Annotated in this window: 22 protein-coding genes, 1 tRNA gene, 1 pseudogene and 1 riboswitch; of the genes and pseudogenes, 13 read left to right on the top strand and 11 right to left on the bottom strand. The window is 71.1% G+C overall.

Features of this window, described 5'->3' with window-relative positions; all coding sequences use genetic code 11:
• Positions 1 to 52 precede the first annotated feature (52 nt).
• Both ACFYUV_RS13240 and ACFYUV_RS13235 read right to left on the bottom strand, forming a co-directional pair.
• Positions 53 to 3,199 (bottom strand): BTAD domain-containing putative transcriptional regulator, encoded by a 3,147-nt coding sequence (locus ACFYUV_RS13240; RefSeq protein WP_387668347.1) that lies wholly within the window; start codon positions 3,197 to 3,199, stop codon positions 53 to 55.
• A gap of 144 nt (positions 3,200 to 3,343) precedes the next feature.
• Positions 3,344 to 5,359, bottom strand: a complete 2,016-nt coding sequence (locus tag ACFYUV_RS13235) for a CehA/McbA family metallohydrolase (RefSeq protein WP_387668344.1) — start codon at positions 5,357 to 5,359, stop codon at positions 3,344 to 3,346.
• A gap of 1,690 nt (positions 5,360 to 7,049) precedes the next feature.
• Between ACFYUV_RS13235 and ACFYUV_RS13230 the strand changes: the two genes are divergently transcribed.
• Complete coding sequence (locus ACFYUV_RS13230; RefSeq protein ID WP_387668342.1) at positions 7,050 to 7,442, top strand: NPCBM/NEW2 domain-containing protein; 393 nt, start codon at positions 7,050 to 7,052, stop codon at positions 7,440 to 7,442.
• Positions 7,443 to 7,758: 316 nt separating this feature from the next.
• Here the strand turns inward: ACFYUV_RS13230 and ACFYUV_RS13225 are convergent.
• Positions 7,759 to 7,830, bottom strand: a tRNA-Arg gene (locus ACFYUV_RS13225).
• A 114-nt stretch (positions 7,831 to 7,944) separates the two neighbouring features.
• Between ACFYUV_RS13225 and ACFYUV_RS13220 the strand changes: the two genes are divergently transcribed.
• The 4 genes from ACFYUV_RS13220 to ACFYUV_RS13205 all read left to right on the top strand — a co-directional run bounded on the left by ACFYUV_RS13220 (position 7,945) and on the right by ACFYUV_RS13205 (position 10,078).
• Positions 7,945 to 8,331, top strand: a complete 387-nt coding sequence (locus ACFYUV_RS13220) for a response regulator (protein ID WP_352349704.1) — start codon at positions 7,945 to 7,947, stop codon at positions 8,329 to 8,331.
• Between the two features lie 122 nt (positions 8,332 to 8,453).
• Positions 8,454 to 9,116: an AIM24 family protein gene (locus ACFYUV_RS13215; RefSeq protein WP_358283169.1), complete on the top strand. Its 663-nt coding sequence runs from the start codon at positions 8,454 to 8,456 to the stop codon at positions 9,114 to 9,116.
• A gap of 106 nt (positions 9,117 to 9,222) precedes the next feature.
• On the top strand, positions 9,223 to 9,522 hold the full coding sequence (locus ACFYUV_RS13210; protein ID WP_352349708.1) for a winged helix-turn-helix domain-containing protein: 300 nt from the start codon (positions 9,223 to 9,225) through the stop codon (positions 9,520 to 9,522).
• Positions 9,512 to 10,078 (top strand): YbaK/EbsC family protein, encoded by a 567-nt coding sequence (locus ACFYUV_RS13205; protein WP_387668339.1) that lies wholly within the window; start codon positions 9,512 to 9,514, stop codon positions 10,076 to 10,078. The genes ACFYUV_RS13210 and ACFYUV_RS13205 overlap by 11 nt, the downstream gene beginning before the upstream one ends.
• 90 nt (positions 10,079 to 10,168) lie before the next feature.
• Here the strand turns inward: ACFYUV_RS13205 and ACFYUV_RS13200 are convergent, their stop codons facing one another.
• Both ACFYUV_RS13200 and ACFYUV_RS13195 read right to left on the bottom strand, forming a co-directional pair.
• Complete coding sequence (locus ACFYUV_RS13200; RefSeq protein WP_387668336.1) at positions 10,169 to 11,005, bottom strand: universal stress protein; 837 nt, start codon at positions 11,003 to 11,005, stop codon at positions 10,169 to 10,171.
• 2 nt (positions 11,006 to 11,007) lie between these two features.
• Entirely contained in the window at positions 11,008 to 11,358 is a 351-nt protein-coding gene (locus ACFYUV_RS13195) for a hypothetical protein (protein WP_352349714.1), read from the bottom strand.
• 59 nt (positions 11,359 to 11,417) lie between these two features.
• Here ACFYUV_RS13195 and ACFYUV_RS13190 point away from each other — a divergent pair, with 59 nt between their 5' ends.
• Positions 11,418 to 13,661, top strand: a complete 2,244-nt coding sequence (locus ACFYUV_RS13190; RefSeq protein ID WP_387668333.1) for a glycoside hydrolase N-terminal domain-containing protein — start codon at positions 11,418 to 11,420, stop codon at positions 13,659 to 13,661.
• On the opposite strand, the gene ACFYUV_RS13185 is transcribed toward ACFYUV_RS13190, so the two are convergent.
• Positions 13,621 to 14,241 carry a class I SAM-dependent methyltransferase gene (locus tag ACFYUV_RS13185; RefSeq protein WP_387668331.1) on the bottom strand — a complete coding sequence of 207 codons (621 nt, stop codon included), beginning with the start codon at positions 14,239 to 14,241 and terminating at the stop codon, positions 13,621 to 13,623. The two genes, ACFYUV_RS13190 and ACFYUV_RS13185, sit on opposite strands and share 41 nt — an antisense overlap.
• Positions 14,242 to 14,276: 35 nt before the next feature.
• A riboswitch (TPP riboswitch) is annotated at positions 14,277 to 14,389 on the top strand.
• Here ACFYUV_RS13185 and thiC point away from each other — a divergent pair.
• Positions 14,382 to 15,860, top strand: coding sequence for a phosphomethylpyrimidine synthase ThiC (thiC, locus tag ACFYUV_RS13180; RefSeq protein WP_387668328.1), 1,479 nt, complete (start codon positions 14,382 to 14,384; stop codon positions 15,858 to 15,860). (Overlaps the previous riboswitch by 8 nt.)
• Positions 15,861 to 15,869: 9 nt before the next feature.
• Here thiC and ACFYUV_RS13175 read toward each other — a convergent pair whose 3' ends face one another.
• The 3 genes from ACFYUV_RS13175 to ACFYUV_RS13165 all read right to left on the bottom strand — a co-directional run bounded on the left by ACFYUV_RS13175 (position 15,870) and on the right by ACFYUV_RS13165 (position 18,600).
• Positions 15,870 to 16,721, bottom strand: coding sequence for an SDR family oxidoreductase (locus tag ACFYUV_RS13175; RefSeq protein ID WP_387668325.1), 852 nt, complete (start codon positions 16,719 to 16,721; stop codon positions 15,870 to 15,872).
• A 115-nt stretch (positions 16,722 to 16,836) separates the two neighbouring features.
• Entirely contained in the window at positions 16,837 to 17,670 is an 834-nt protein-coding gene (locus ACFYUV_RS13170; RefSeq protein WP_387668323.1) for a hypothetical protein, read from the bottom strand.
• A gap of 132 nt (positions 17,671 to 17,802) precedes the next feature.
• Entirely contained in the window at positions 17,803 to 18,600 is a 798-nt protein-coding gene (locus tag ACFYUV_RS13165) for an SDR family oxidoreductase (RefSeq protein WP_387668320.1), read from the bottom strand.
• Positions 18,601 to 18,729: 129 nt separating this feature from the next.
• On the opposite strand from ACFYUV_RS13165, the gene ACFYUV_RS13160 reads away from it, so the two are divergent.
• From ACFYUV_RS13160 to ACFYUV_RS13140, 5 genes are all read left to right on the top strand, one after another.
• Positions 18,730 to 19,095, top strand: coding sequence for a hypothetical protein (locus ACFYUV_RS13160; protein WP_387668318.1), 366 nt, complete (start codon positions 18,730 to 18,732; stop codon positions 19,093 to 19,095).
• 18 nt (positions 19,096 to 19,113) lie between these two features.
• Entirely contained in the window at positions 19,114 to 20,505 is a 1,392-nt protein-coding gene (locus tag ACFYUV_RS13155; protein WP_387668315.1) for an ATP-binding protein, read from the top strand.
• The gene (locus ACFYUV_RS13150; protein ID WP_387668312.1) at positions 20,502 to 21,164 is read left to right on the top strand and encodes a response regulator transcription factor; all 663 of its coding nucleotides are present in this window, start codon (positions 20,502 to 20,504) and stop codon (positions 21,162 to 21,164) included. The genes ACFYUV_RS13155 and ACFYUV_RS13150 overlap by 4 nt, the downstream gene beginning before the upstream one ends.
• A gap of 87 nt (positions 21,165 to 21,251) precedes the next feature.
• Complete coding sequence (locus ACFYUV_RS13145; protein ID WP_357991601.1) at positions 21,252 to 21,782, top strand: DUF4956 domain-containing protein; 531 nt, start codon at positions 21,252 to 21,254, stop codon at positions 21,780 to 21,782.
• Positions 21,779 to 22,540: a polyphosphate polymerase domain-containing protein gene (locus tag ACFYUV_RS13140; protein ID WP_387668309.1), complete on the top strand. Its 762-nt coding sequence runs from the start codon at positions 21,779 to 21,781 to the stop codon at positions 22,538 to 22,540. The genes ACFYUV_RS13145 and ACFYUV_RS13140 overlap by 4 nt, the downstream gene beginning before the upstream one ends.
• Here ACFYUV_RS13140 and ACFYUV_RS13135 read toward each other — a convergent pair.
• Positions 22,535 to 23,758: an acyl-CoA dehydrogenase family protein gene (locus ACFYUV_RS13135; protein WP_387668306.1), complete on the bottom strand. Its 1,224-nt coding sequence runs from the start codon at positions 23,756 to 23,758 to the stop codon at positions 22,535 to 22,537. The genes ACFYUV_RS13140 and ACFYUV_RS13135 overlap by 6 nt on opposite strands.
• Positions 23,759 to 23,826: 68 nt before the next feature.
• On the opposite strand from ACFYUV_RS13135, the pseudogene ACFYUV_RS13130 reads away from it, so the two are divergent.
• A pseudogene (locus tag ACFYUV_RS13130) lies at positions 23,827 to 24,003 on the top strand (TetR family transcriptional regulator); the annotation flags it as partial.
• A gap of 447 nt (positions 24,004 to 24,450) precedes the next feature.
• Here the strand turns inward: ACFYUV_RS13130 and ACFYUV_RS13125 are convergent.
• A complete protein-coding gene (locus tag ACFYUV_RS13125) occupies positions 24,451 to 25,446 on the bottom strand; it encodes an acyltransferase family protein (RefSeq protein ID WP_387668303.1) in 996 nt (331 codons plus the stop codon).
• Positions 25,447 to 25,510 lie beyond the last annotated feature (64 nt).

Below are 25,510 nucleotides of genomic sequence, written 5' to 3'. Positions count from 1 at the left end.
TCCGCGCGGCGGGCGGCGCCGAGCCGACCGGCGACCACCGCGCCTCGCCCGGTCAACTCCGCCCGGGACGCGGAAGGTCACCCGGGGGAGCGGACCCGGCCGGATCGGCGCAGTGGGTCATGAGCCGGTCGATCGCCTCCTGCCGCGGCAGGTCCGCGCCACGCCGGTACGCCTCCCGGTAACCCGCGTCGCCGAGCCGCCCCGCCAGGACGGGCACCAGCCGCCGCAGATCGGGGTCGCCCTCGTCGAAGACGCCCCTGATCACGTGGCTCATGCCGAGCGCCGTCGCGGCCCCCGCCGGATCGCCCTCCAGCCCGAGCAGCCTGGCCAGCAGCTCCGCGGCGCGGGCCAGGGCGTTGGCGTTGGTGTGCCCGAGCACGCCGCGCATCGCGCGGGGCAGCAGCTCGCGCGCCCGTTCCGCCGCCCCCTCGGTCACCAGGACGGCCATCCGGGAGGACACGATCACGTCGCCGTTCAGCTCGGGCGGGCCGGGCAGCCGGTGGACGACCGTCTCCAGCTCGTCCACGACCTCATGGGCCCGGCCCAGGTCGCCGGCGTGGCGGTGCACCTCGGCGAGCGGGAACAGCATGCTGGCCGCCAGCCGCCGGTGGCCGTGTTCGCGGCCCACGCGTCGCGCGGCGCGGATGTCGTGCAGCGCGCCGTCCAGGTCGCCGCCGCGCATGCGGTTCTGGGCGAGATGCGACTTGGTGATGAACAGGTGTTCCTCGGTGCCCAGCTCGGCGGCGATCGCGACGGCGCGCTCGCAGGCCGCGACCGCGTGTTCGTGCTCGCCGCGCAGGCCGTGGACGCGGCTCTGCCGTACCAGGCTCATCACCAGGCCCCAGCGGTCGCCGACCTGCTCGAACAGGCGCAGCGCCTCGTCCCTGTGGCGGGCGCCGGTCTCCTGGTCGCCCTGTTCCGTGAGCAGGAAGTCGTAGGCCCAGCGGGCGCTGGCGCGCACCCACGGGTCGGGGGAGTCCAGGGCCTCCAGGTCTCCGGCGTCCTGGGTGGTGAGCCTGGACAGGCGGAGCAACGGCAGCGCGTTGTGGATCTTCGTCACCCCGGGACGGCTGAGGCTCTCCCGGACCTCCGGCCCGCCCCGCCGGCCCGCCGTCGCCCGTACCACCTCGAAGGCGGCACGGACGTCGTCGGGCAACTCGTCGCCGAAGGCCAGCACCTCGCTCAGGAACGCGTCGGACTCGGTGGACATCCCGCGCATGCCCCAGTACCAGATCATGGACCTGACGAACCGGGCGGCCGTGGCCGCGTCGCCCGCCCCGATGGCGGCCCGCAGCGCGGCGACCAGGTTGTCGTGCTCGGCGTCGAAGACCTCGACGGCGCGCAACTGGTCCCGGGTGCGCAGCAGCGGCTCGTTCTCCTCGGCCAGCGCCAGGAAGTACCCGCGGAAACGGTCGCCGACCGGCGGCTCGGCGAGCCGGGCCGCCGCGTAGGCGCGGACGGTCTCCAGCATCCGGTACCTGTCGCCGACCTGCTGGATCATGGACTTCTCGACCAGCGCGCCCGCGACGTACACCATGTCCTCGGCGGGCAGGGACGCGTCGGAGCAGATCGCCTCCAGCGCGGCCAGGTCGGCTCCGCCGGGGAAGGCGGCCAGGCGCGCGGCCAGCACCCGCTCGGGCTCCTCCAGCAGGTCCCAGCTCCACTCCACCAGCGCGAGCAGCGTGCGCTGGCGCGGCAGCGCGGTCCTGCTGCCCGAGGTGAGCAGGCGGAACCGATCGTCCAGGCGCTGGGCGATCTGCGTCACGGTCATCGCCCGCAGCTTGGCCGCGGCCAGTTCGAGCGCCAGCGGCATGCCGTCCAACCGGCGGCAGATCTCCACCGTGGGCCCCAGGGTGGCCCGGTCGAGCGCGAACCCCTGGCGCACCCTGCCCGCCCGCTCGACGAACAGCCGCACGGCGTCCGACTCGGCGGCCTCGGCCAGGTCCGCGTCCGGCACGGGCAGGCCGAGCGGGCCGAGGTGGCACAGGGCCTCGCCGTCGATCGCCAGAGCCTCCCTGCCGGTGGCCAGGACGCGCAGCTGCGGAAGCCGGCCGAGCAGCTGCTCGGCGAGCTCGGCGGCCGCCTCCACCAGGTGCTCGCAGTTGTCCAGCACCAGCACGGCGGGGCCGACGTCGAGCTGGGCGGCCAGCCGGGCGGGCGCGGGAGCCTGCGGCTTGAACCCGCCCTCGAACAGGCCGCCGCAGGCGCTGAGCACCGCGTCGGCGATCTGGTCCGGACGGGTCACCCCGGCGAGCGAGACGAACCACGCCCGGTCCCCGACGCGCTCGGCGGCCTCCAGCGCCAGCCTGGTCTTGCCCGCGCCGCCCGGCCCGACGATCGTCACCAGCCGCGCTTCGGCGAGCAGCAGGGTCAGCTCGCCGAGCTCACGCTCCCGGCCGACGAAGGTGGTCAGCCTGGCCGGGAGCCGGTTGGACGCGGCCTGCGGCCGTACGGCGGGCCGGCTCAGCTCCCCGCGCAGGAGGGCGAGGTGGACCGCGCGGAGCTCGGGCGAGGGGTCGATGCCCAGCTCGTCGCCGAGCCTGCCGCGGACCTCGTCGTACACGGCCAGCGCCTCCGACTGGCGTCCGGCGGCCGACAGGGCCCGGATCCGCAGTTCGGCCAGGCGCTCGCTCAGCGGCCGGGCGACGGCCGCGACCCGCAGGTCGGCCAGCACCTCGGAGTGGCGGCCGAGCCGCACCTCCGCGTCGAAGAAGTCCTCGGCGACGGTGGCGCGCAACTCCTCCAGCCGCGCCGCCACGTTACGGGCGAACGCCGCCTCCAGCACGTCCGCCAGCGCGTCGCCGCGCCACTGCTCCAGGGCGGCGCGGAGCAGGGAGGAGGCCTCCCGCGGCCGGCCTGCCGCGAGCTCCCGCCTGGCCCGCCCGGCGAGCTGCTCGAACCGGTGGGTGTCCACGTCCTCGGGACGCAACGGCAGCCGGTAGCCGCCGGCCACCAGCTCCACGGACTCCGGCCCGCCCAGCGTCCTGCGCAACCGGGAGACCAGCCCGTGCAGCGCGTTGACGGCCCCGGCCGGCGGCTCCTCGCCCCAGACGCAGTCGATCAGCGCGTCCGCCGACACCGGCCGGCCGGCCTCCAACGCGAGCCGCGCCAGCAGCACCCGCAGACGCACGCCGGGAATGTCGATGGGGGAGGCGTCGTCGGACGCGGCCGCGACCGGGCCGAGGAGGGAGATCTGCACCCAGCCACCTTCCCACCCAACCCTCCACACACCACCACCGCACCCCGCCACCCCGGTCGCCCCGCCTGCTTTGCGCACCGCCGCCGGACCCCGCCAGTCCGTCGCCCCCGCCCCCTCGCTGCACGACCGGCCGTGGGGCGGGGGTCAGGGCAGGCGGGTGCAGTAGATGTGCCTGGCCTGCTCGTACAGGGCCAGGTGGTCGTCCACCTGGGCCGAGGTGTCGAAGCGGCCGGACTCGCGCAGGATGGACTCCAGCCGGTCCAGCCAGGCCAGGCACCAGCGCACGTCCGCCTCCCTGGCCACGCGGCCGCCCGCGACGTCGAGGTACACAGGGCTGGTGTGGGCGTAGGCGCCGCGCCGGTGCTGGGAGCGCGGGTGCGGCCCGCCGGTCGCCACAGCCACCACGTACGTCGGTTCGTCCGCCGCCATCGTGGCCACCAGCCGCCCGGGAGGCCCCTGCGCGAGCACGCCCGCAGCGGTACGGATCTCCAGCTCCTCGACCTCCGGCCCGATCGTGGAGACCACGATCTCCACCTCCTGGCCCGGCGGCAGCTCCAGCGTGTCGCCGGGGCCGTGCCCGTTCACCGTGAGCTCCAGCCACGGCCCGGTGGTGGCGAACGTACGACCGTGCAGGATCGCCTCGGCGTAGGACTCGGCGGTGAGGGGGCCGGCGACGTTGGCGTACACACGCTCCCAGCCGGGCGGGGCGGAGGCGGTGCCGCGGCGGCAGAACGACAGCACGGCGTCGGTCCCCGCCGTCACCGCCAGCCTGTTGCCCGCGCCGATGAGACGGCGGTACACGGCCGCCGTGGCCAGGACGGAGGAGTGGTTGAGCACATCGAGCGAGTCGATCAGACCCAGTGCGGCGTCGGCCACGATCTCCCTGGCCGCGCAGGACCGTCCGCGATCGAGTACGACGTCCGGCGGGTCGTCGTCGCCGAACGCGGTGTGGAACGGGTGACCGTAGGAGACGATCCCGCCGAGTGCCCTCAGCTCCTCGCACGCCGCCGCGTTGGGCGGCCAGTCCGCCGTGCCGCCGAAGCCCGTGTGGTAGCGGCTCGGCAGCCCGCGCAGCCCGAACGCCGTGCAGTGGCCGAGCACGTCGTTGCGGAACTCGACGCCGATCCTGGCCAGGTGCCGGTCGTCGGACCACGGCAGGTCCTTGCCCACCCACTGCTCCAGCGCCTCCGCGTCGTAGACGCGCTCGCTCGCCACGTTGCCCGCCACCAGGTTGAGCACGTGGAGGTCCTCGCCGTGCTGCGCGGCGGCGGCCAGCTCGGGCGCGGCGGGCTCCTCGCCCATCCAGTTGAGGTGGACGTGCAGGTCGCCGCCGTACCAGCCGCGGGCGGCCGCGTCGTACAGCCGTTCGGGCGTCAGCTCCACCAGCGTCTCCGCGCCGGCCTGCGGAGTGACGGTCACTTCGGCGGTGCCGTACTCCATCCCCCTGGCCACGGTCACGGTGACGGGCTCGGCGGGGACGCGGACCACGAGGTCGTCGCCGTGGAAGAACGGCCGGCGGTGCGCGTCCAGCTTGGGCGGCGCGCCTTCTGGGTACCAGCCCTGGCCGCTCGCGCTCGTCACGCTCCACCGGCACGGGAACCCCGCGCGCAACCGCACGCCGGCCGCCGCCACCCGCCTGCTCAGCGGCGTCAGGTCGACCGGCTGCCCCTCGACGACGACGGACTCGGCGACCTCGACCACCTTGGCCCCGCGCGCCTCCACCGTGCAAGGGGTGTCGTCCACGAGCACGGTGACCGGTTCGTCCCTGCTGGAGTCGAGCAGCAACGCCGTACGAAACGGCTCGTCCTCCAGCACGATTCGCGTGACGGCCGCCACCGCGTGACCGCCGGGCGTCAGGCGCAGCACGGGCAGGTTGTCCACGACGTCGCCGGCGAGCGCGTCACGTACCACCCGGTCGGCGTCCACCTCGCCGAGGTGATCCTCCAGCTCGGCGGCAGGCAGGTCGGGGTGGCGCTCGGCCAGTTGGCGCAGTCCGGTGGTGTAGAAGTTGTAACGGCGGTCGAGGAAGACGGTCGCCCATGCCTGGACGACGTAGGACAGAGACGGCTCGCCCCAACAGGGACCGTGCGCGTCACGGAGCGCACGGTAATCGGCCAGGGCGGCGGATACGGGACCAGGAAGTAACACATCGTCACACATTGGACACTCCTTGGAGGGGACCCATGGTCATACTGACACGCCCCTCCCGCTGTGTCCCGCTTCGCGGCAAAGCGAGAAAGTCATCCCCCAAACCGACCGCGCGCCGAATCCAGCATGTCCACGGACCCGCAAGATGCTGCAGAGCCTCGTCGGTAGAGGGGCACGCCGGAGGGATTCACTGCCGGGCCTCACCCTGACTCATCTGGCTGCGCGCAGCCGCGTTCAGTGCACAGAACGGAGCTGCTGTCGTCGACGGTTCGACCCGGCCTGATGGGCGCTGCCCGCCCTGGCTCACCTGCGCAATGGCGATACTCACGTGCCATACCCGCGCAGCCTCGGGAAGGGCGGCCTGGCCGGCTAACGTGGCGGGGAACCTCATCTGCCCATTGGTGGCGTTCTCACAAGGCGCCGTACGGTAGCGCCGGACAAAAGCAACACGGTGTGACCATGCTTTCCTGCCCGGCCTTCAGGTTGGCTGGTGTCGGCCTCGCCAGATCTGCCAAGCACCCGGCTCCTGAGAGGAATGCGGATGTAGCGGAGTGTGCGCTGTTCACCTGCAGATATACGCCGGGTGCTGCCCAACGCGAGCTGGTTGGTCCACGGCCGGTCCACGATGGCTGGGACGCCCCTCCCCCTCAACGTCCGCTTGGGTGGGTGTCGCTGCGATCCCTTCGCCTGGTGTCGCCTGTCGTGGTCTCAGTGCCGGTCAGATGGTCATCGCTGGGTAGGCGCACCCGATGATCTGCCGGACGGCACAGATGGCCGGGGTGGTTGACGGATGCGGTTGCGGTTGTAGCGCTGGCATCGCTAATCCCCGCGCATGTGGTCATCTACCTGCTGATCGCGATGTGGCTTAGACGCCAGCCGCCAGGAAACTGACGGACATGCTGCCGCTGGTGCCAGGGCGCGCTGGCAGGCGTCGGCTCGGGTGGATCACCTATGCTGGCCGGCCCTGGGCCTGGGCTTCGATCAATGGCAACTCCGCCCACCAGGGCATTGACCCGCTTCGATTCGCCACGACTCGGACGAAGATGCTGTCGCTGCTGCGCTCCCGGGAACCCGCATTGCTTCAGATGCATGAACACGTCATCAACCTGGCTGCGTCTCCTCCATGGACCTGGCGCGGGCGGAGACGGTGTGGGCTCGGTCATCGCTTGGCTCCCTCATCGGAAGCCCTTGCAGCGTGCCCCTGTCCGTAGTTTTGATCTAACGGACTACCGCTACAACACCCAGCTCTAATCGGTCATCCGGTGTCGGACATGTAGATCTATCTACATATGAGGACATAAGGCATCTATATCACTTTGAGCGACTTGGTGATTTGGCAGAAGGCCTTTGCTACCCTGTCGCCGTGAATCAGCATCCAACTAGTCCTTCTGATCGCTCGACAGATGAGGCGGAACGGCGAAAGAACCGCCTGGCGTATTGGACGGCGGGAATTGGATTCGCGGGTACCGTTGTCACAGCATTAGGCGCAATGGCTACGGGATGGATACAAGTTGGAGCCCAGGCTTCAACTCCAGCTGCTACGGTGACGGTTACCGCGCCAGTCTTGAGCGATCCCCACTCGAGTAGGGATTCGAATTCTCCTGTGGAGGACCACTCGAATGAGCCTGCTAGCTCTAGCTCCGCAGTGCCTAGGGTTAGCGCGACTGCTTCGCCGGCCGTACCCCTCTTGGGGCTTACCCCAGTGCAGGAGGCGTTTGGGATCGGATCGGCCAATTTGAACGCTCAGTCATACGAACAAGCCCTGCTCGTCCCATTCTGCTTCGAATTAGGTCGGCCGGTATTGCAGGCATATGTCATAGGCCGAAAATATGAGCGACTTCGCGTATTGGCGGGTCTCGCCGATGATTCTCCCGAGGAGATTCCGCTGACATTTGCCGTATATGGCGACGGGAAGCGTCTATTCAGCAAGGTGGCCGAACGGGCTGGGAAGGCAATCCCTATTGACATATCTGTCAAGAACGTCCTCCGGCTGGAGCTTGTTATTTTTGCAGCCGAAGGCAGTGAGCAGGTTTGTAATCCGGACTTGGAAACCTTTGTGTGGGCATCGGCGCAGCTAGATCCGATCTCCCGCTGAGCCTCGCCGCGGTCGGAGGCGAACGCGGACGGACCAACATGCCACATGCGTAACAAGTGGTTGATGGCCTCTGGAGCAGTTGAAGGTCACTCCGGGCGTGACTGGCCATGATCACGGTGGCGACGAGCGATCAGCCGCTGGGTGACATGGACTGCCTTACCGCGGGCGGGCTGATGGAAGCTCGATCTGGTCCACACTTAGTCCCCGGATGGCGAGCTGCAACGCGAACAGACGGGGGACCTCGTGAGACGGGAGGCCCGCCCGTACTCATGATGTTCGCCCTGGTCGGCGGCCTGAGCCGCCGGTCAAGATCTTGTGCCCCCTGTAGGATTCGAACCTACGCACCCGGCTCCGGAGGCCGGTGCTCTATCCCCTGAGCTAAGGGGGCGACGAGTGATAAGGCTATCAGCATCCGGGGACCACTCGGCACCAGATAACGCTCCTTGAACGCATCCCGCGAAAACCCCACGTGACCGGCCCGCTACGGGCTAGCTTTGCGCCCGTGAGCGACGTTCTTGGCAAAGTACTGGTCGTGGATGACGACGAGGTCATCCGGCAGCTCATCGCGGTCAACCTGAACCTTGAGGGGTTCGAGGTGTCGACCGCCACCGATGGGCAGGACTGTCTGGATCGCGTGATGGACGTCATGCCGGATGTGATCACGCTGGACGTGATGATGCCCTGCCTCGACGGGTGGGCGACGGCGGAGAAGTTGCGTACGGAGGAGGCGACCAGTCACATCAAGGTCGTCCTGATCACCGCGCGGGCGCAGGACGACGACCGGAGGCGGGGGCTGGGGATCGGGGTCGACGCGTACCTGACCAAGCCGTTCGATCCGGCCGAGCTCATTCAGGTGGTGCGGGAACTCGCGTCCGGGGCGCCGAGTTGATGGGGTTGTAGAACGGCGCCGGAGTGGTGTGCCGGAGGTGGTGGGAGCGGCGGAGATGACGCCGCCCGGGCCGGCTCCGGATGCACGTCGGCGGCGACGACCATCGACGTGAGAGGCGCGACGTGCGTAGTTCGATCTTCGGCAACCTGGCCGGCCAGCCGCTTCCCGGCGGGTTCGCGCTGGAGAACAGCAAGATGCTGCGGGTCCAGTTGCCGCACGAGGTGCTTGCCAAGCAGGGGTCCATGGTCGCCTTCCAGGGGCAGATGGACTTCGACTACGAGGGTGGCGGGCTCGGCAGGCTGCTGAAGAAGGCCGTGACGGGGGAGGGGGCCTCCCTGATGCGGGTACGCGGCCAGGGGCAGCTCTATCTGGCCGACAACGCCGACGACATCCACCTCTTCTACCTGGAGAACGAGGGGCTGACGGTCAACGGGCGGAACCTGCTGGCGTTCGGGCCGGAGCTCAGATGGGACATCCAGCGGGTGCAGGGGGCCGGAGTCGCGGCCGGTGGGCTGTTCAACACCACGGTGACGGGTACGGGGTGGGTGGCGGTGACCACGCACGGCACGCCGGTGTTGCTGGACGTGGCGCGGATGCCGACGTTCGTGGACGGGCAGGCGGCGGTGTGCTGGAGCACGGGGCTGCAGGTCGGGGTCAACCGCACGATGAAGGTCGGGGCGTTGATCGGGCGCGGCAGCGGCGAGGCCATGCAGCTGGCGTTCCGGGGGCAGGGGTTCGTCCTGGTGCAGGCCAGCGAAGGTGCGCCGGTGGTGCAGGCATCCTGAGGTCGTACGGGCGGTGGTGCAGGCGTCCGGGGCCGTACGGGTGGGGGCCATGCGGTCCAGGGGGCCGGGCGTGGACAGGTAATTAGCTTATTGCCATACTGGCTCGGTGGATGTGGATCTGGTCAAGGCGCTGGCCAGTGACAAACGGCTGCTCATCCTTGAGTGGCTGCGCGACCCCGAGCGGCACTTCGGCCCGCAGCGTGACGGCGATCTCGTACGCGACGGCGTCTGTTCGTTGTTCATCGCCGAGAAGCTGGGCGTGAGCCGGCCCACGTGCGGCGAGCATCTCAAGGTGCTGGCCCAGGCGGGGCTGATCCGGGGCACGAAGATCAAGCAGTGGGTGTTCTACCAGCGCGACGAGGGCCGGATCGCCAAGGCCAAGGAGATGTTGAGCAGTGACTGGTGACGCGGCTGACGCCTACGAACGTCCCGACGCCGACGAAGGCCCTGACGCCGACCGGCGGCCGGACGCCTACGAGCGGCTGATCGCCGATCTCGATGCCGGTGGGGCGCGGTACCGGGTGATCGACCATCCGGCGGAGGGGCGTACCGAGCAGGTGAGCGCCCTGCGCGGGCACGGCGTCGAGCAGGCGGCCAAGTGCCTGATCGTGATGGTCAAGATCGGCAAGAAGCGCACCCGGCACGTGCTGGCCGTCGTGCCGGGGGACGCGCGGCTGGATCTGCAGGCGGTCAAGGGGCTGCTGGAGGGCACGTACGTGGCCTTCGCCGACAAGGACCGGGCGGAGGAGTTGGCGGGCAGCGTCAGCGGAACGGTGTTGCCGTTCAGCCATGATCCCCGCCTTGAGCTGGTCGTCGATCCTTCGCTGCTGGAACTGCCGGAGATCTACTTCAACGCCGCGCGCCTCGACCGCTCACTGGCGCTCGCCACCGACGACTACGTGCGCCTGGCCGCGCCCCGCGTGGCCGCCATCGTGGCGGCGGCGGTGCCGGCCGCCGGTTAACCACCGGCGGGCGTCCGGAGCAGGGCGTCCGGAGGCAGGGCGGCCGGAGGCAGGGGGGACGGTGAAGGCGGTGGCCTGCGGGAACGTCCGCTAGGCGGAGGTGGCTTTCACGATCGCGAGCGGGCCGGGCGCGTGGTGCAGCATGGCCTGGCTGACCGAGCCGATGAGCATGCCCTTCAGCGTGCCGTGGCCCCGGCTGCCGACGACCAGCAGGTCGGCCCCGGCCGCCACCTCGCGCAGCACCTCGACGGGATGGCCGTGCACGACGTCCTCGATCACCTCCACGCCGGGATGGCATTGGCGGGGTATGGCGAGGAAGGTCCGCAGGGCCTCGCGGGTCTCGCGTTCGGCCTCCGGATCAGCGGGCCCGAAGCCCGAGGGACGCGGCCAGGCGAACGCCTCCACCGCGCGCAGCCTGGCGCCGCGCAGCTCGGCCTCGGCGAAGGCGAACTTCAGCGCGCGGAGGCTGCCCTCGGAACGGTCGACGCCGACGACCAGCTCACCGCGCGGAACGGCGGGCGGATCGCGGACCAGGACGACGTCCGTCTGGGCGTGCGCGGCCACCCCGTGGGCGACCGAGCCGAGCAGCAGCCCGCGTACGCCGCCCAGGCCACGACTGCCGACGACGAGCAGGTCGGCCTGCTCGGCGGTCTTGATCAGCGCGGCGCGGGGATCGCCGGGCACGAGTTCCGTGGTCACCTCGGCGCCCAGTTCGCGGGCCCGCCGTTCGGCGGCCGCGAGCACCTCCTTGGCGCCGTCGCGCATCCACTTGCCCACCTCCGCGTACCGGCCGGAGATCGGGCGGCAGACCCAGTCGGGCACCACGTGGGCCACGGTCAGCGACACCCCGCGCAGCACTGCCTCCTTGGCGGCCCAGTCGACGGACAGCAGTCCGGTCGGCGAGCCGTCGACACCTGCGACGATCATGGTCAGGCCACGTAACATTCCACTTCGGCGCGGCGATAGGCCAAGCCCTGTCTGGTGGACTCGTCGATGCACGCGCGCTCGGTCTTGCTGAGGAGCAGTTCGCCGCAGACCGTCACGCCGGAGTACGTCCGGCAGTCGAGTGAACGGTTGCGCCGGCCGATACGGTAGTTGTCCTTGACCGCCTGCCTGCACTTCTGGCGCAGGGCCGGTGTGTCGGCGTAGCGGCACTGGGCGGTCAGCGTCCGGTATTGCTGCTTGCTCACTTCCTGCTGCTCGATGCCGTCCCCAGAGGCGGCAGCCGGTCCGATCGTGGCGAGAGCCACGATCGCGGCCACAGCGGCGATCTTCATCATAGTTCCCCTGAGGGAGTCCGTACCGCCAGGGGCGATCGCCAAACCTTAGGCTGATCGCCATGCTGACGCTCCGGTACGACGAGCCCGCCCCCCGTTGGGAAGGACACGTCCTGCCGATCGGCAACGGAGCACTCGGCGCCTGCGTGTTCGGGACGCTTGAGACCGAGCGCGTCCAGCTCAACGAGAAGTCGTTGTGGACCGGCGGTCCGGGCAGCGCGGAGCCCGGTGGATCCGGCAACTGGCCGGCGGACCGTCCCGGCGCTGTGGAGGCGGTGCGGCGGGTCATCGACGAGCGGGGGTCGATGGCGCCGGAGGAGGTGGCCGCGATCCTGGGGAACCCGTCCTACAGCACGGTGGGGCACATTCCCGGCTTCGGGGCGTACCAGAACTTCGGCGAGCTGCTGCTCGACGTGACCGGCGGTTTCTCCGGCGGCTACCGGCGCACGCTCGACCTGGAGACGGCGGTGGCCGCCGTGACGTACGAGGACGCCGACGGTGTGGTCCTCACCAGGGAATATTTCGCCTCGTACCCGGCGCACGTCATCGTCGGCAGGCTGACGGCGGGACGTCCGGGACGGGTGGGGTTCACGTTGCGCTTCGGCACCGCGCATGACGGCGGGGAGGAAGTGACCGCCGAAGCCGGACGGCTGCGCGTCCGGGGCGTGCTCGCCGACAACGGGCTGGTGTACGAGGGCCAGGTCCAGGTGCTGACCGAGGGCGGCACCCGTACGGACGAGGGCGACCGCGTCGTGGTGACGGGCGCCGACAGCGCGGTGTTCGTCTTCTCGGCGGCCACCGACTACGCGCCCGTCCACCCCGGCTACCGCGGCCCGGACCCGGCGGCGCGCGTCACGGCGGCGGTGGACGCGGCGGCGCGGCGGCCGTACGCCGAGCTGCGGGCCGAGCACGAGTCCGACCACCGGGCGCTGTTCGGCCGGGTCCGCCTCGACCTCGGCCAGCGCATGCCCGACCTGCCGACCGACCGCCTGCTGGCCGCCTACGAGGGCGCCGGAACCCCGTCCGACAAAGCCCTGGAGACGCTGTACTTCCAGTACGGCCGGTACCTGCTGATCGCCTCCTCCCGCCCCGGCTCGCTGCCGGCCAACCTCCAGGGGGTGTGGAACGCGTCCAACTCGCCGCCCTGGGAGTCCGACTACCACACCAACATCAACCTGCAGATGAACTACTGGCCCGCCGAGCCGGCGAACCTGGCCGAGACGGCGGTGCCGTACCAGGAGTTCGTGGCGGGGCTGCGCACGCCCGGACGCGAGACCGCGCGGTCGATGTTCGGCTCCGCGGGGTGGGTGGTGCACTCCAACACCAACCCGTTCGGGTTCACGGGCGTGCACGACTGGCCCACGTCGTTCTGGATGCCGGACGCCGCCGGCTGGCTGGTGCGCCAGCTCTACGAGCGTTACCTGTTCGACGGCGACGAGCGCTACCTGCGCGGGCACGCCTATCCGGCGATGCGCGAGGCCGCCAAGTTCTGGCTGGCCAACCTGTGTCCCGACGCGCGCGACGGCAGCCTCGTCGTCTCGCCCGCCTACTCGCCCGAGCACGGCGACTTCACCGCGGGCGCGGCCATGCCGCAGCAGATCGTCCGGGACCTGTTCGCCTGCACGGCCGCGGCCGCGCGCACGCTCGGCGTGGACGCCGAGTTCGCCGGACGGCTGCGCACGGCGGCCGACCGGCTCGATCCCGGGCTGCGGGTCGGGTCCTGGGGGCAGCTCCAGGAGTGGAAGGCCGACCTCGACGACCCGTCCGACCGGCACCGGCACGTCTCCCAGCTCTACGCCCTGCACCCCGGGACGCAGCTCACCGCCCCCGAGCACCTGGCCGCGGCGCGCACCACCCTCGAAGCGCGCGGCGACGGCGGCACGGGCTGGAGCATGGCCTGGAAGGTCAACTTCTGGGCCCGGCTCAAGGACGGCGACCGCGCCCTGAGCATGCTGGGCGGGCAACTGCGCGCCAGCACGCTGCCCAACCTGTGGGACACGCATCCGCCGTTCCAGATCGACGGGAACCTCGGCGCGACCGCCGGGGTGGCCGAGATGCTGCTCCAGAGCCACGCCGGCGTCATCGAGCTGCTGCCCGCGCTGCCGGCCGCCTGGCGCGCGGGCTCGTTCGACGGGCTGCGCGCCCGCGGCGGCTTCACCGTCGGGGTGACCTGGGCGCACGGCGTGCCGGTCGAGGTCAGGCTGTCGTCGGCGCGCGGCGGGACCGCCCGGCTGCGCGGCCCCGGCTTCGCGCTCGACCTGGAGACTAGGGCTGGGGAGAGCTGCGCGCTGTCGCCAGCACGCTGAACCACGTGCGGTGGGTGACGTTCGTCTCGTGCCAGGCGACCGCGAACCCGGCCGCGTCCAGCACCGCGAGCAGGTCGCCCGCGTCGCGGTGGACGAACCAGCGCTCGTACTCCGTCCGGTACGGCACCGGCTCCCAGCCCTCGCCGTCGCCCAGGGCGGTGATCAGCGCGAGCACCCCGCCGGGGCGCAGCGCCGCGTGCCAGGCGCGCAACGTCGCCTCGGTCTGCTCGGACGGCACGTGCACGAGGGCCGCGGCCGACCAGACGCCGTCCAGGGACGCCGGCGACAGCGGCGGGCGTCGCAGATCGCCCAGGACGGTGGGCACGCCGCGCCCGGCGGCGAGCCTGGCCATCTCGATCGACAGGTCCACGCCCACGGTGGTCAGGCCGCGTCCGGCGAACCAGGCCGACTCGCGCCCCGGGCCGCATCCCAGGTCGGCGACCGTGGCCCCGGCGGGCAGGGCTGAGGCGAACCGGTCGCGGACGGCCACGATCGAGGGTGACGGATCGGCGACCTGCTCGTCGAACTGGCGCGCGATGCGGTCGTAGGTGGCGGTCGTGTGCGCAATGGGATCGGACATCCCCTTGATCCTGCCACGCGCGGGGTTATGATCGCGATGACCAACGCGGGAGCCCGGTGCGGACCGGGCTGAGAGGACGGCTGTCAGCCGCCGACCGCCAGAACCTGCTCCGGATAATGCCGGCGAAGGGAGTTTGCGCGATGAGCGACGCGCGCTTTTCCAAGATCTACATCGGTGACCTTCAGGTGCCGATGCGCGAGGTCAGGCTGTCGAACGGCACGTCGGTGCGGCTCTACGACACCTCGGGGCCGTCGCGTACCGACCGCTCGGCGTGGGGGTCGCCGGTCACCCAGCTCGGCGCGGCGCGGCGCGGCGTGGTGACCAAGGAGATGGAGTTCGTGGCCGTCCGGGAGGGGATGACGCCCGAGTTCGTCCGGCAGGAGGTCGCGGCCGGGCGGGCGGTCATCCCCGCCAACGTCAACCATCCGGAGTCCGAGCCGATGGCGATCGGCCGGAACTTCCTGGTCAAGATCAACGCCAACATCGGCAACTCCGCCGTCACCTCCTCGATCGAGGAGGAGGTCGAGAAGATGACCTGGGCCACCCGGTGGGGCGCCGACACCGTCATGGACCTGTCCACCGGGCCGAACATCCACGAGACCCGCGAGCAGATCATCCGCAGCTCGCCCGTCCCGGTCGGCACCGTGCCCATCTACCAGGCGCTGGAGAAGGTGGGCGGGCGACCCGAGGCGCTGTCGTGGGAGGTCTACCGCGACACCCTGATCGAGCAGTGCGAGCAGGGCGTCGACTACGTGACGGTGCACGCGGGGGTGCGGCTGGCGCACGTCCCGCTGACCGCCCGCCGCAAGACCGGGATCGTCTCGCGCGGGGGCTCGATCATGGCCGCCTGGTGCCTGGCCCACCACCGCGAGAGCTTCCTGTACGAGCACTTCGACGAGATGTGCGCCCTGCTGGCCCGCTACGACGTGACGTTCTCGCTGGGCGACGGGCTGCGCCCCGGCTCGATCGCGGACGCCAACGACGAGGCCCAGTTCGCCGAGCTGCGCACCCTGGGCGAGCTGACCAAGATCGCGCACGCGCACGACGTGCAGGTGATGATCGAGGGTCCCGGCCACGTGCCCATGCACAAGATCAAGGAGAACGTCGACCTGCAGCGCGAGCTCTGCGACGACGTGCCCTTCTACACCCTCGGCCCGCTCGTCACCGACATCGCCCCCGGCTACGACCACATCACCTCGGGCATCGGCGCCGCCATGATCGCCTGGTACGGCACCGCCATGCTCTGCTACGTCACCCCCAAGGAGCACCTCGGCCTGCCCAACCGCGACGACGTCAAGACCGGCGTGATCACCTACAAGATCGCGGCGCACGCGGCGGACCTGGCCAAGGGGCACCCGCAGGCCCAGGCGTGGGACGACGCCCTGTCGGACGCCCGGTTCGAGTTCCGCTGGGAGGACCAGTTCGACCTGTCGCTCGACCCGGACACCGCCCGCGCCTTCCACGACGAGACCCTGCCGGCCGCGCCCGCCAAGACCGCGCACTTCTGCTCGATGTGCGGCCCGAAGTTCTGCTCGATGAAGCTCAGCCACGAGGTGCGGGCGGGCATGGCCGACAAGGCGGCCGAGTTCCTCGGGAAGGGCGGCTCGATCTACCTCTGACCTGCGCGGTCAGCCCGGGAGCGTCTCGCCGCCGATCGGGGCCAGCACCTCGCCCGTGTAGTACGAGGACAGCCGGTCGGCGGCGAAGAACACGTACGAAGGGGCGATCTCGTCGGGGTCGGCGGCCCGCTTCATCGGCACCTGATCGCCGAACTTCGCCACCTTCTCCTCCGGCATCGTGGCCGGGATCAGCGGCGTCCAGACCGGGCCGGGGGCGACGGCGTTGATCCTGATGCCGCGCTCGACCAGGTTCTGGGCCATCGAGTAGGTGAAGGCGTTGATCGCGCCCTTCGTCGCGGCGTAGTCGATGAGGGTCTTGTTGCCGCGCAGGCCGTTGATCGAGGAGGTGTTCACGATCGCGCTGCCCTTCCGCAGGTGCGGCAGCGCGGCCTTGGTGACGCGGTAGTAGCTGTGGATGTTGACCGCGAACGTGTGCTCCCACTGCTCGTCCGTCAGCTCCTCCAGGGAGTCGACCGGCGCCTGGTAGGCCACGTTGTTGACCAGGACGTCCAGGCCGCCCAGCTCGGAGACCGCCTGCTCCACGACCGTCGCGCAGTGGTCGCGGTCGCCCAGGTCGCCGGGCAGCAGCACGCACCGCCGTCCCTCCTGCTCGACCAGGCCGCGGGTGTGGTTGGCGTCGTCGTGCTCGTCGAGGTAGGCGATGGCGACGTCCGCGCCCTCCTTGGCGAACGCCACCGCCACCGCCCGGCCGATGCCCGAGTCGCCACCGGTGATCAGCGCCTTCTTGCCCGCCAGCAGGTCCCTGCCCTCGTAACCGCGCATCTCGTCGCGCGGCTCGGGGGACATCTCGTCCGTACGGCCCGGGTACGGCTGGCTCTGGGGTGGTGGTGTCTCCGACATGTCCGGCGATCTTCCCCTGACGGGGTATCGGTAACGTCATGCTTCGCCCAGATCCGTGGTCTCCTCGTCCGGCCTCCAGGTGACGGCCGTCGGGGAGGAAGCCGGGCGCAGGTGATCAGGGGAGCTTGAGGAGGCCGGCGTCCACCACTCGGCGGCCGAAGGGGCGGGCCAGGGCGGCGAGGCGTTCGCAGTCGGGTTCGCCCAGGGCGCCGTAGGCGGGCATGGCCAGGGTGTCGGTGCGGGTTTCGAGGTGGTGGCGCAGGGACTTGCCTTCGGGGGTCAGGTCGTTGTCGGCGGTCAGGAGGCCGCGGGCGCGGAGGGTGGTCTCGGCGTGGGCCCACTGGTCGGGGGGCCAGGCGCGGCTCATGGTGAGGAACGGCTTGGCGACCTCGCCGCTGGCCGCGTGCAGGACGAGGGCTTCGAGGCCGGTGATGCCCTCGGCCAGCAATGTCGCCACGTGGCCGTCGCCGCGGAACTCCCGCAGGAGGGTCTGGGCGTGCCAGAGCTGGAGGACGGGGTCGTCGGGCCAGGGGAGGGCGGCGTGGGCGGCGAACAGGGGGCGGCCCTGGGGGTGGTCGCAGGCGGCCTCGGCGGCGCGCCTGGCCAGGGTGAGTACGGGGACGAGGTCGGGCAGCTCGTGGACGGCGGCCCGGCGGAGCCCTTCGGCGGCGGCTTCGCGGCGGGCTTGCAGGACCTGGGCGGGGGTGACCTTGTCCCAGGGGAGGGAGCGGCGTACGAGGTCGGGGTTGAAGTTGTAGAACGTGGCGATGACGAGGTCGGCGGGGGCGGGGCCCAAGGGGGCGGAGCGTGAGGTGAAATATCCGGACATGCCGGTGAGGCCGAGGGCGGCGTACCGGGTGGTGGCCTCGGGGACGAAGTAGATCATCCCGTGGACGGGTTCCAGGCGGCGCCAGGCTTGGCGGGCGGTCCGGGTGAGCTGCTGGTCCATGGTCAGGTCGGGCCTTTCGCGAAGGGCGACGGCGAGGGGGAGTCCCTTGTGGGGTGTGGAGGAGGCGGCTCGTGGTCCGTCGGTTTGAGGGGGTCCGCCCGTGGTTGGTCGGGAGGTGGGAGGCGGGCGTGGTCAGTCGGTCGGGGGAGACTGGAGGGTGGTGATGAAGGTGGACATTCCGGCTAGCCATCTGTCCGGGGCCTCGGCCTTGCGGCGGTAGAAGTCGGCCACTTCGGGGTGGGGCAGGATGTGGAACCGTTCGGCGGCCAGGCCGTCGATCACGGCGGTCGCCACGTCGGCGGGGTCGAGGATGGCGCCCGCCGCCCCCACGGCGCGCGCCGTCAGGTGGTCCTCCTCGACGCCGCGTTCCAGCATCCCGGTACGCACGCCCTGCGGGCACAGCACGCTGACCTTGATGCCCTGGGCGGCGTAGTGGATGGCCACCCACTCGGCGAAGGCGATGGCCGCGGCCTTGGTGACGGCGTACGGCGCGTCGCCGGGGCAGCTCACCAGCCCGGCCGCCGAGCAGGTGTTCAGCAGGTAGCCGCCGCCGCGGGCGACCATGCCGGGGATGACGGCGCGGGCGGCGTGCACGTGGGCCAGGACGTTGACCGCGTACAGGGAGGTCCATTCCTGGAGGGGGGCGTCGAGGCCGGAGCCGCCGATGATGCCGGCGTTGGAGCAGAACACGTCCACCGGGCCGAAGGGGGTGGGCTCGGCCAGCGCGGTCACGTCGGACTCGACGGAGACGTCCGCGCGGACGGCCACCGCCCGGTCGCCGATCTCGTCGGCCACGGCCCTCGCGCCGGGCTCGTCCAGGTCGGCCAGCACGATCCCGGCGGCTCCCTCGGCGGCGAAGCGCAGGGAGAGCGCCCGTCCGATGCCGCCGGCCGCGCCGGTCACGACGATCACCTTGTCCCGCACCCTCATGAAGACCTCCTGACCGACCAGCCGGTATCAGAACATGATTCTAATGGCGACGGGCTGGATGGGAAGGGATGAGAGGTTCCTCATCCTGGCCTCAGGATGGTCTCCTCCGCGCGGCAGACGCTCTACCTCATGAAACGCGTGATGCTCATTCTCGTGGCGCTGACGGCGGCAGGGTTCCTCTCGGCCGGGTGGGTACGGGCGGCCGGCGACGGGCCCGATCTGGGGGAGTCCGTCACGGTCTCGACCTCGCCGGGGACGTCGGCCGGCGACGTACGGCCGTTCACGTCGCCGGGAACCGAGGCGGAACCCGTCAAGCCGCCCGCGCCGAAGCCCGGCGGCGGCGATGATGATGGCGACGACGACCACCATCGCGCCTGGACCGGCGGAGACGACGACGATGACGACCGCGACGACGATGACGACGATGACGACGACGAAGACGACGAAGACGACGAAGACGACGAAGACGACGAAGACGACGATGGCGACGACTGAGCGGGGAGCCGGATGCGGGTGAGTGCCCGCGCCCGGATCGTGGGCTGGATGCTCGCCGTCGTCGGCCTGGCCCTGGCGGTCTCGATCTTCGCGACCTGGACCGTCCTGCTCGCCCGCCTCGACGACCGGATGAACCTGGAGTTCACCAACGAGGCCGAGAAACTGCGCAGGTACGCCGCCACCGCCCACGACCCCCGTACCGGCCGGCCGGTCTCCGACGTGCGGGAACTGCTCACCGGCTACCTGGCGATCAACGCGCCCGACCGCTGGGAGACCTTCTTCACCATGGTGGGCGGCAGGGCCGACCGGATCACCGCCGTCACGCCCCCGGCCCGGCTCGACACCGACGAGAAGCTGGTCAAAGTGCTGGCCGCGGCCACCAGGCCCGCCTACGGCGACACCGAGAGCGTCGAGGGCACGGTCAGGTACGCCGTCATCCCGGTGAGGGTGGCGGCCGACCCCCGTCCCGGCCATTTCGTCGCCGCCGTCTTCTACGACCGCCATCGGGGTGAGATCGTGGACGCGGTCGGCGTGCTCGGGCTGTCGGCGCTGGCCGCGCTGGCTCTGGCGGGGGCGGCGGGCTGGTTCGTGGCGGGGCGGGTGCTGGCCCCGGTGCGGCTGGTGAGCCAGACGGCCGAGCAGATCAGCGACTCGGCGGACCTCACCCGCAGGCTCAAGGTGACCGGCGACGACGACGTGGCCGCGCTGGCCGCCACGTTCAACCACATGCTCGACCGTCTGGAACGTTCCTTCGCCGTCCAGCGCACGTTCGTGGACGACGCGGGGCACGAGCTGCGTACCCCCATCACGGTCATCCGCGGGCATCTGGAGCTGATGGGGGACGACCCGGCCGAACGGGCGGAGACCCTCGCCCTGGTCACCGACGAGCTGGACCGGATGAACCGGATCGTGGACGACCTGCTCACCCTCGCCAAGGCCGAGCAGCCCGGCTTCCTCGCGGTCGAGGAGGTCGAGCTGGCCGACCTGACGGTGAGCGTGGTGGCCAAGGCCCGGCCGCTGGGCGACCGGCGGTGGCGGGTCGACCAGGTGGCCGAGGCGCGGATCCCGGCCGACCGGCAACGGCTCACGCAGGCGCTCATGCAGCTGGTGGTGAACGCCGTCCGCCACACCATGGACGACGATCTCATCGCGGTCGGGTCGGCCGTGCGGGACGGGCGGGCCGAGCTGTGGGTGCGCGACAGCGGGCCGGGCGTCGCGCCCGCCGACCGGGAGCGCATCTTCCGCCGGTTCGTCAGGGGCGCGGGACGTACGGGCGGGCACGACGGGGCAGGACTGGGGCTGGCGATCGTCAGGTCGATCGCCGAGGCGCACGGAGGCGGTGTGAGAGTGGCGGACGTCCCGGCGGGGGGCGCTTGTTTCGTGATGACGTTGCCGCTGGCCAGGACATGAACCGGATCCTGATCGCCGAGGACGAGAGCAGGATCGCGGCCTTCCTGGAGAAGGGCCTGCGCGGCAACGGCTTCGTCACGGCCGTGGTCACGGACGGCGTCGCGGCCTACGACCTGGCCGGTTCGGGCGGGTTCGACCTGTTACTGCTCGACATCGGGCTGCCGCTCAGCGACGGGTTCACCGTGCTGCGGCGGCTGCGGGAGGCGAAGGTGGCCATCCCGGTGATCATCCTGACCGCCCGGGGCGGCGTGACCGACACGGTCGCCGGGCTCGAAGGGGGCGCCGACGACTACATCGCCAAGCCCTTCGCCTTCGAGGAGCTGCTGGCCCGGGTCAGGCTGCGGCTGCGGGCCGACCGCGCGCCCGAGCCGACCGTGCTGCGCGTCGGCGACCTGGCGCTCGACCTGCGGACCCGCCGGGCGCACGTCGGCGACCGCGTGGTGGACCTGTCCACCAGGGAGTTCGCGCTGGCGGAGATCTTCTGCCGGCATCCCGACCAGGTGCTGACCCGCGAGCAGCTGCTCAGCCACGTCTGGGGCTTCGACTTCGACCCGGGCTCGAACGTCGTGGACGTCTACGTCCGCTACCTGCGCAGGAAGATCGGGCCGGACCGCATCGAGACCGTGCGCGGCACCGGCTACCGGATGAGAGCCGCCTAATGGGCGCCTCACGGCTCCCTCACCGGCGAGCCGCAGGGTGGTGGACATGAGAACGAGGGGCAAGACACCGTGACGGCCGGACTGGCGATGGACCTGGCGGCGATCACCGTCCTCGCCTACGGCCTGTACTACCGGCGACATCACCGGCGCGACCTGCTGTTCGCCTACGTGGCGCTGAACGTGGGCATCTTCGCGGTGGTCTCCCTGCTGCTGGTCCAGCGGGTGGACCTGGCGGTCGGGTTCGGGCTGTTCGGGGTGTTGTCGATCATCCGGCTGCGGTCCAGCGAGATCACCCAGCAGGAGATCGCCTACTACTTCGTGGCGATCGTCCTCGGGCTGGTGAACGGCATCGCCTCCCAGCTCCCGCTGACCGCGCTGCTCCTGGACGGCGTGCTGCTGGCCGTCGTGCACGTCGCCGACCACCCCCGCCTGCTGGGCCGCACCAGGCAGCAGGTCGTGACGCTGGACGTCGTGCACGCCGACCCCGAGCTGCTCAGGGCCGACCTGGAGAGCCGGTTGCGGGGCCGCGTCCTGCACTGCGTCGTCACCCAGGTGGACTACGTGCGCGACGTGACCGTGGTGGACGTGCGCTTCCAGATCGCCGAGGTGGCCCGATGAGGGACGCGGGCGCGCTGATGGCGGGCGTCGCGGCGGGGCTGCCGCCGGTCGGGCTGGACGACGTGCCGGAGCTGATGAGCCGGGTGGACCGCAAGTACGTGGTCAGCGTCCCGGCCATGGCCGAGCTGGTGGCCGAGCTGGGCGACCGGTTGTCGGTCCTGCGGATCGGGGCGTTGCGCCAGTTCCGCTACACCTCGACCTACTTCGACACGCCCGATCTGCTGACCTTCCGCCAGCACCGGCAGGACCGGCGGCGCCGTTTCAAGCTGCGCACCCGTACGTACCTGGACGGGGGCGGGCGATGGCTGGAGCTGAAGCTGAACGGCACCCGCGGCAACACCGACAAACACCGCATCCCGTACGACGCCGCGGCGGCCGGCGAGCTGACCAGCGAGGCCATGGAGTTCGTCGGCGAGACGCTGAGCAGCGAGCTGAGCGTCGTCGTGCCCGACGCGCTCGGGCCCGTGCTGTCCACCGACTACCGGCGGGTCACGCTCGTCGACCGGACCGGGCAGGCCCGGCTGACCTGCGACACCGGCCTGCTCTGCCACGACGGCGGCCGCCGGGTGCCCGCCCGACGCGACCGGGTGCTGCTGGAGTCGAAGTCGGCCGACGGGCGGGCGCTGGTGGACCGGGTGCTGCGCGGGCTGGGGGTGCGGCCGGTCAGCGTCAGCAAGTACTGCCTGGCGGTGGCCGCGCTCCGGGGCGTCCCGGCCAACCGCTGGCAGCCCGTCCTGCGGGGATATCTTGCGCTATAGCGGCAGGCCGCCGGTCGCCGCGCTCGTCGAACCGGTCGCCTGGTAGGCCGCGATCGTGCGCTCGGCGATGCGCATCTGGTGGATCTCGTCGGCGCCGTCGGCGAAGCGGGCCCAGCGGGCGTGCTGGAACATGCTCGCCAGCGGCGTGTCGGTGGAGTAGCCGAGCGCGCCGTGCACCTGGATCGCCCGGTCGACGATGCGGTTGAGGCTGTTCGCCACGAAATGCTTGGCCATCGACACCTCCGTACGGAAATCCTCGCCCCGGTCGATCTTCGAAGCGGCGTGCAGCACCATGAGCTTGCACTGGTAGAGCTCCATGGCCGAGTCGGCGATCAGCCACTGCACGCCCTGCTTCTCGGCCAGCAGCGAGCCGTGGCTGTAGCGGTTGAGCGCCCGGTCCACCATCATGTCCAGCGCCGTCTCGGCCTGCGAGATCCACCGCATGCAGTGGGCGAGCCGCGCCGGGCCCAGCCGGTACTGGCCCAGCCGGTGGCCGTTGCCCCGGCCGCCGAGGATCGCGCTGTCGGGCACCCGCAGGTCCTCGATCACGATCTCGCTGTGGCCGGTCGAGCCGTGCATCGTCTCGACCTCGCGCACGTCCTTCCAGCCGGGGTTGGGCAGGTCCACCAGGAAGGCCGTGTTCGCGCCGCGCGAGCCCTCGGGCACGTCCTGCTCGGTGCGCGCGATGAGGATGGCGAAGCTCGCCCGGCGGGCGTTGGAGATGAACCACTTGTGGCCGTTGATCACCCACTCGTCGCCGTCCTTGACCGCCTCGGTGCGGATCAGGGTGGGGTCGGACCCGGCGACCTCGGGCTCGGTCATCGCGAAGCATGACATCTGGACGCCGTCCAGCAGCGGCCGCAGGTACTTCTCCTTCTGCTCGTCGTCCGCCCAGTGGAGGAGTGTGTGCATGTTGCCCTCGTCGGGGGCCTGGCAGTTGAGCACCCACGGGCCGATGCGGGTCTTGGCCGCCTCCGACTGCACCATGGCCAGCTCGACGTGGCCGAGGCCCATGCCGCCCCACTCCTTCGGCATGTGCGGCAGCCACAGGCCCTCGGCCTTGGCCCGGCGGCGGAGCTCGAAGATCGTGCGGAGGTAGGCGTCCCGGTCGCCCTCCTCCACGCCGTACATCGCGGGGATCACGGTCTCCTGGACGAAGGACCTGACCCGCTTGCGGATCTCCTCGTGCTCGGGGGCGAGAGTGAAATCGATGGCCATGACTCTCCTTCGGCAATTTCACCGATAGTACTATCGGTGAAATCAGACACAAGTCCCGTGAGGCGATCGTGACCAGCACACCGCTCAGCAGGAGCGAGGCGAAGGACCTGACCCGGCGCAGGCTGATCGAGGCCGCCCTGACCATCCTCGACGAGGAGGGCGAGACCGGCCTGACGACCGGCAAGGTCGCCAAGGCCGCCGGCATCGCGCAGTCCAGCTTCTACGTGCACTTCAAGGACATGCAGGAGCTGCTGCTGGTGCTCGCGGAGGAGGGCGGCGACCGGCTGCGCGGCGCGATGCGGGAGGCCCGGCGCAGGGCCCGCGAGGCGCCCGGCGACCTCGAACGCCACCGCGACACCTTCCGCATCCCGCTGGAGGCGATCTGCCGCCACCCCGAGCTGCTGCGCATCCAGCTGCGGGCGCGGCACGACCCGTCCTCCTCGCTGCGCGACTTCGCCGCCCGTACGGCCGCGGCCTACCGCGAGCACCACGCGGCCGACCTGGCCGCGCTCGGCTACACGGCCGGCGACGAACGGGACCGGCGCCGCCTGGAGATGATCGCCGAGGGCGTCAACGCGGCCACGAACGCCCTGGCCATGGGCCACCTCGAAGGCCGCTACCCCGACCTGGACGAGTGCGCCGACATCCTGGTCGCCCTGTCCAGGGGCGCGCTGCGGCTGCTCAGGCACGAGTCAGGCGGGACGGCGGAGCGGGGTGAAGGCCCAGGTCATGCGGGGCTCGACGGCCCATCGGAACAGCCGGCGCACCCAGGGCGTGCACAGCAGGGTGGCGGTCAGGACGCCCAGCAGGAGTGACAGCGGCAGCCCCAGCCCGAGCCGCTCGGCGCCCTTCACCACGAACCCGTGCAGCAGGTACGCGTACATGGTGGCCGAGCCCAGCCCGCTGAACCAGGTGCGCCGGGCCGGGGTGACCGCCAGGAAAGCGGCCACCAGCACCGCCCCCGCCGCCAGCAGCCCCAGCCTGATCGCGGTGCCGGTGAGGTCGTCCACGCCGATGGCCGCGTTGGAGTGCCGCCACCTGATCCACTCCGTCGGCACCCGCTCGTGCACCAGCAGCGCGACCGCGAGCCCCAGCCCCAGCACGCAGAACCCGGCCAGCCGCACGGAGGGCCGCCGCAGCAGGGCGAAGTGCTCGGGCCGCACCATCAGGCCGAGCACGTAGAACGGCAGCAGCGCGAACGTGCGGTTCATGGCCAGCTCGCCGGGCAACCGGTCGAGCCCGGTCAGCAGGGACAGCGCGACCGCGACCGCGAGCGGCCACTTGAGCTGCTGCCACACCGGCGTGGACAACCGCCACAGGAACAGCGAGAGCAGGAACCAGGTGAGGTAGTACGGGTCGAGCAGGCTCAGCTCGAACTCGCCGTACAGGATCGGGCGGGGGAGCGAGTAGGCCAGCTCGAAGATCAGGTAGGGGACGGCGAGGGTGGAGAGAAGTTTGCGCGCCTTGCCCCCCGAAAACGTGAAATTTCGGGACAAATAGCCGCTAAGCACGATGAACAGCGGCATGTGGAAGACGTACACGTAGAAGTACAGGGCGTGGGCGAGCGGCGCGTCGCGCTGGTCCTCGATCAGGTGACCGCACACGACCAGCACGATGGCCAGGTACTTCGCGTTGTCGAAGAACGGGTCCCTGGCGGTGGCGGGCCGGGCGATGACGGGTGCGTTCACAGACTCCGCACCCTAGCCGCGGCCCGCCGAACCGCCGGGAAACCGGGAATGAGGGCTTACCGAA

This window comes from Nonomuraea sp. NPDC003560 (assembly GCF_042878785.1).
GTDB lineage: Bacteria > Actinomycetota > Actinomycetes > Streptosporangiales > Streptosporangiaceae > Nonomuraea.
Note: the sequence above shows the minus strand (reverse complement) of the source record. Positions and strands in the feature narration are given on the sequence as shown.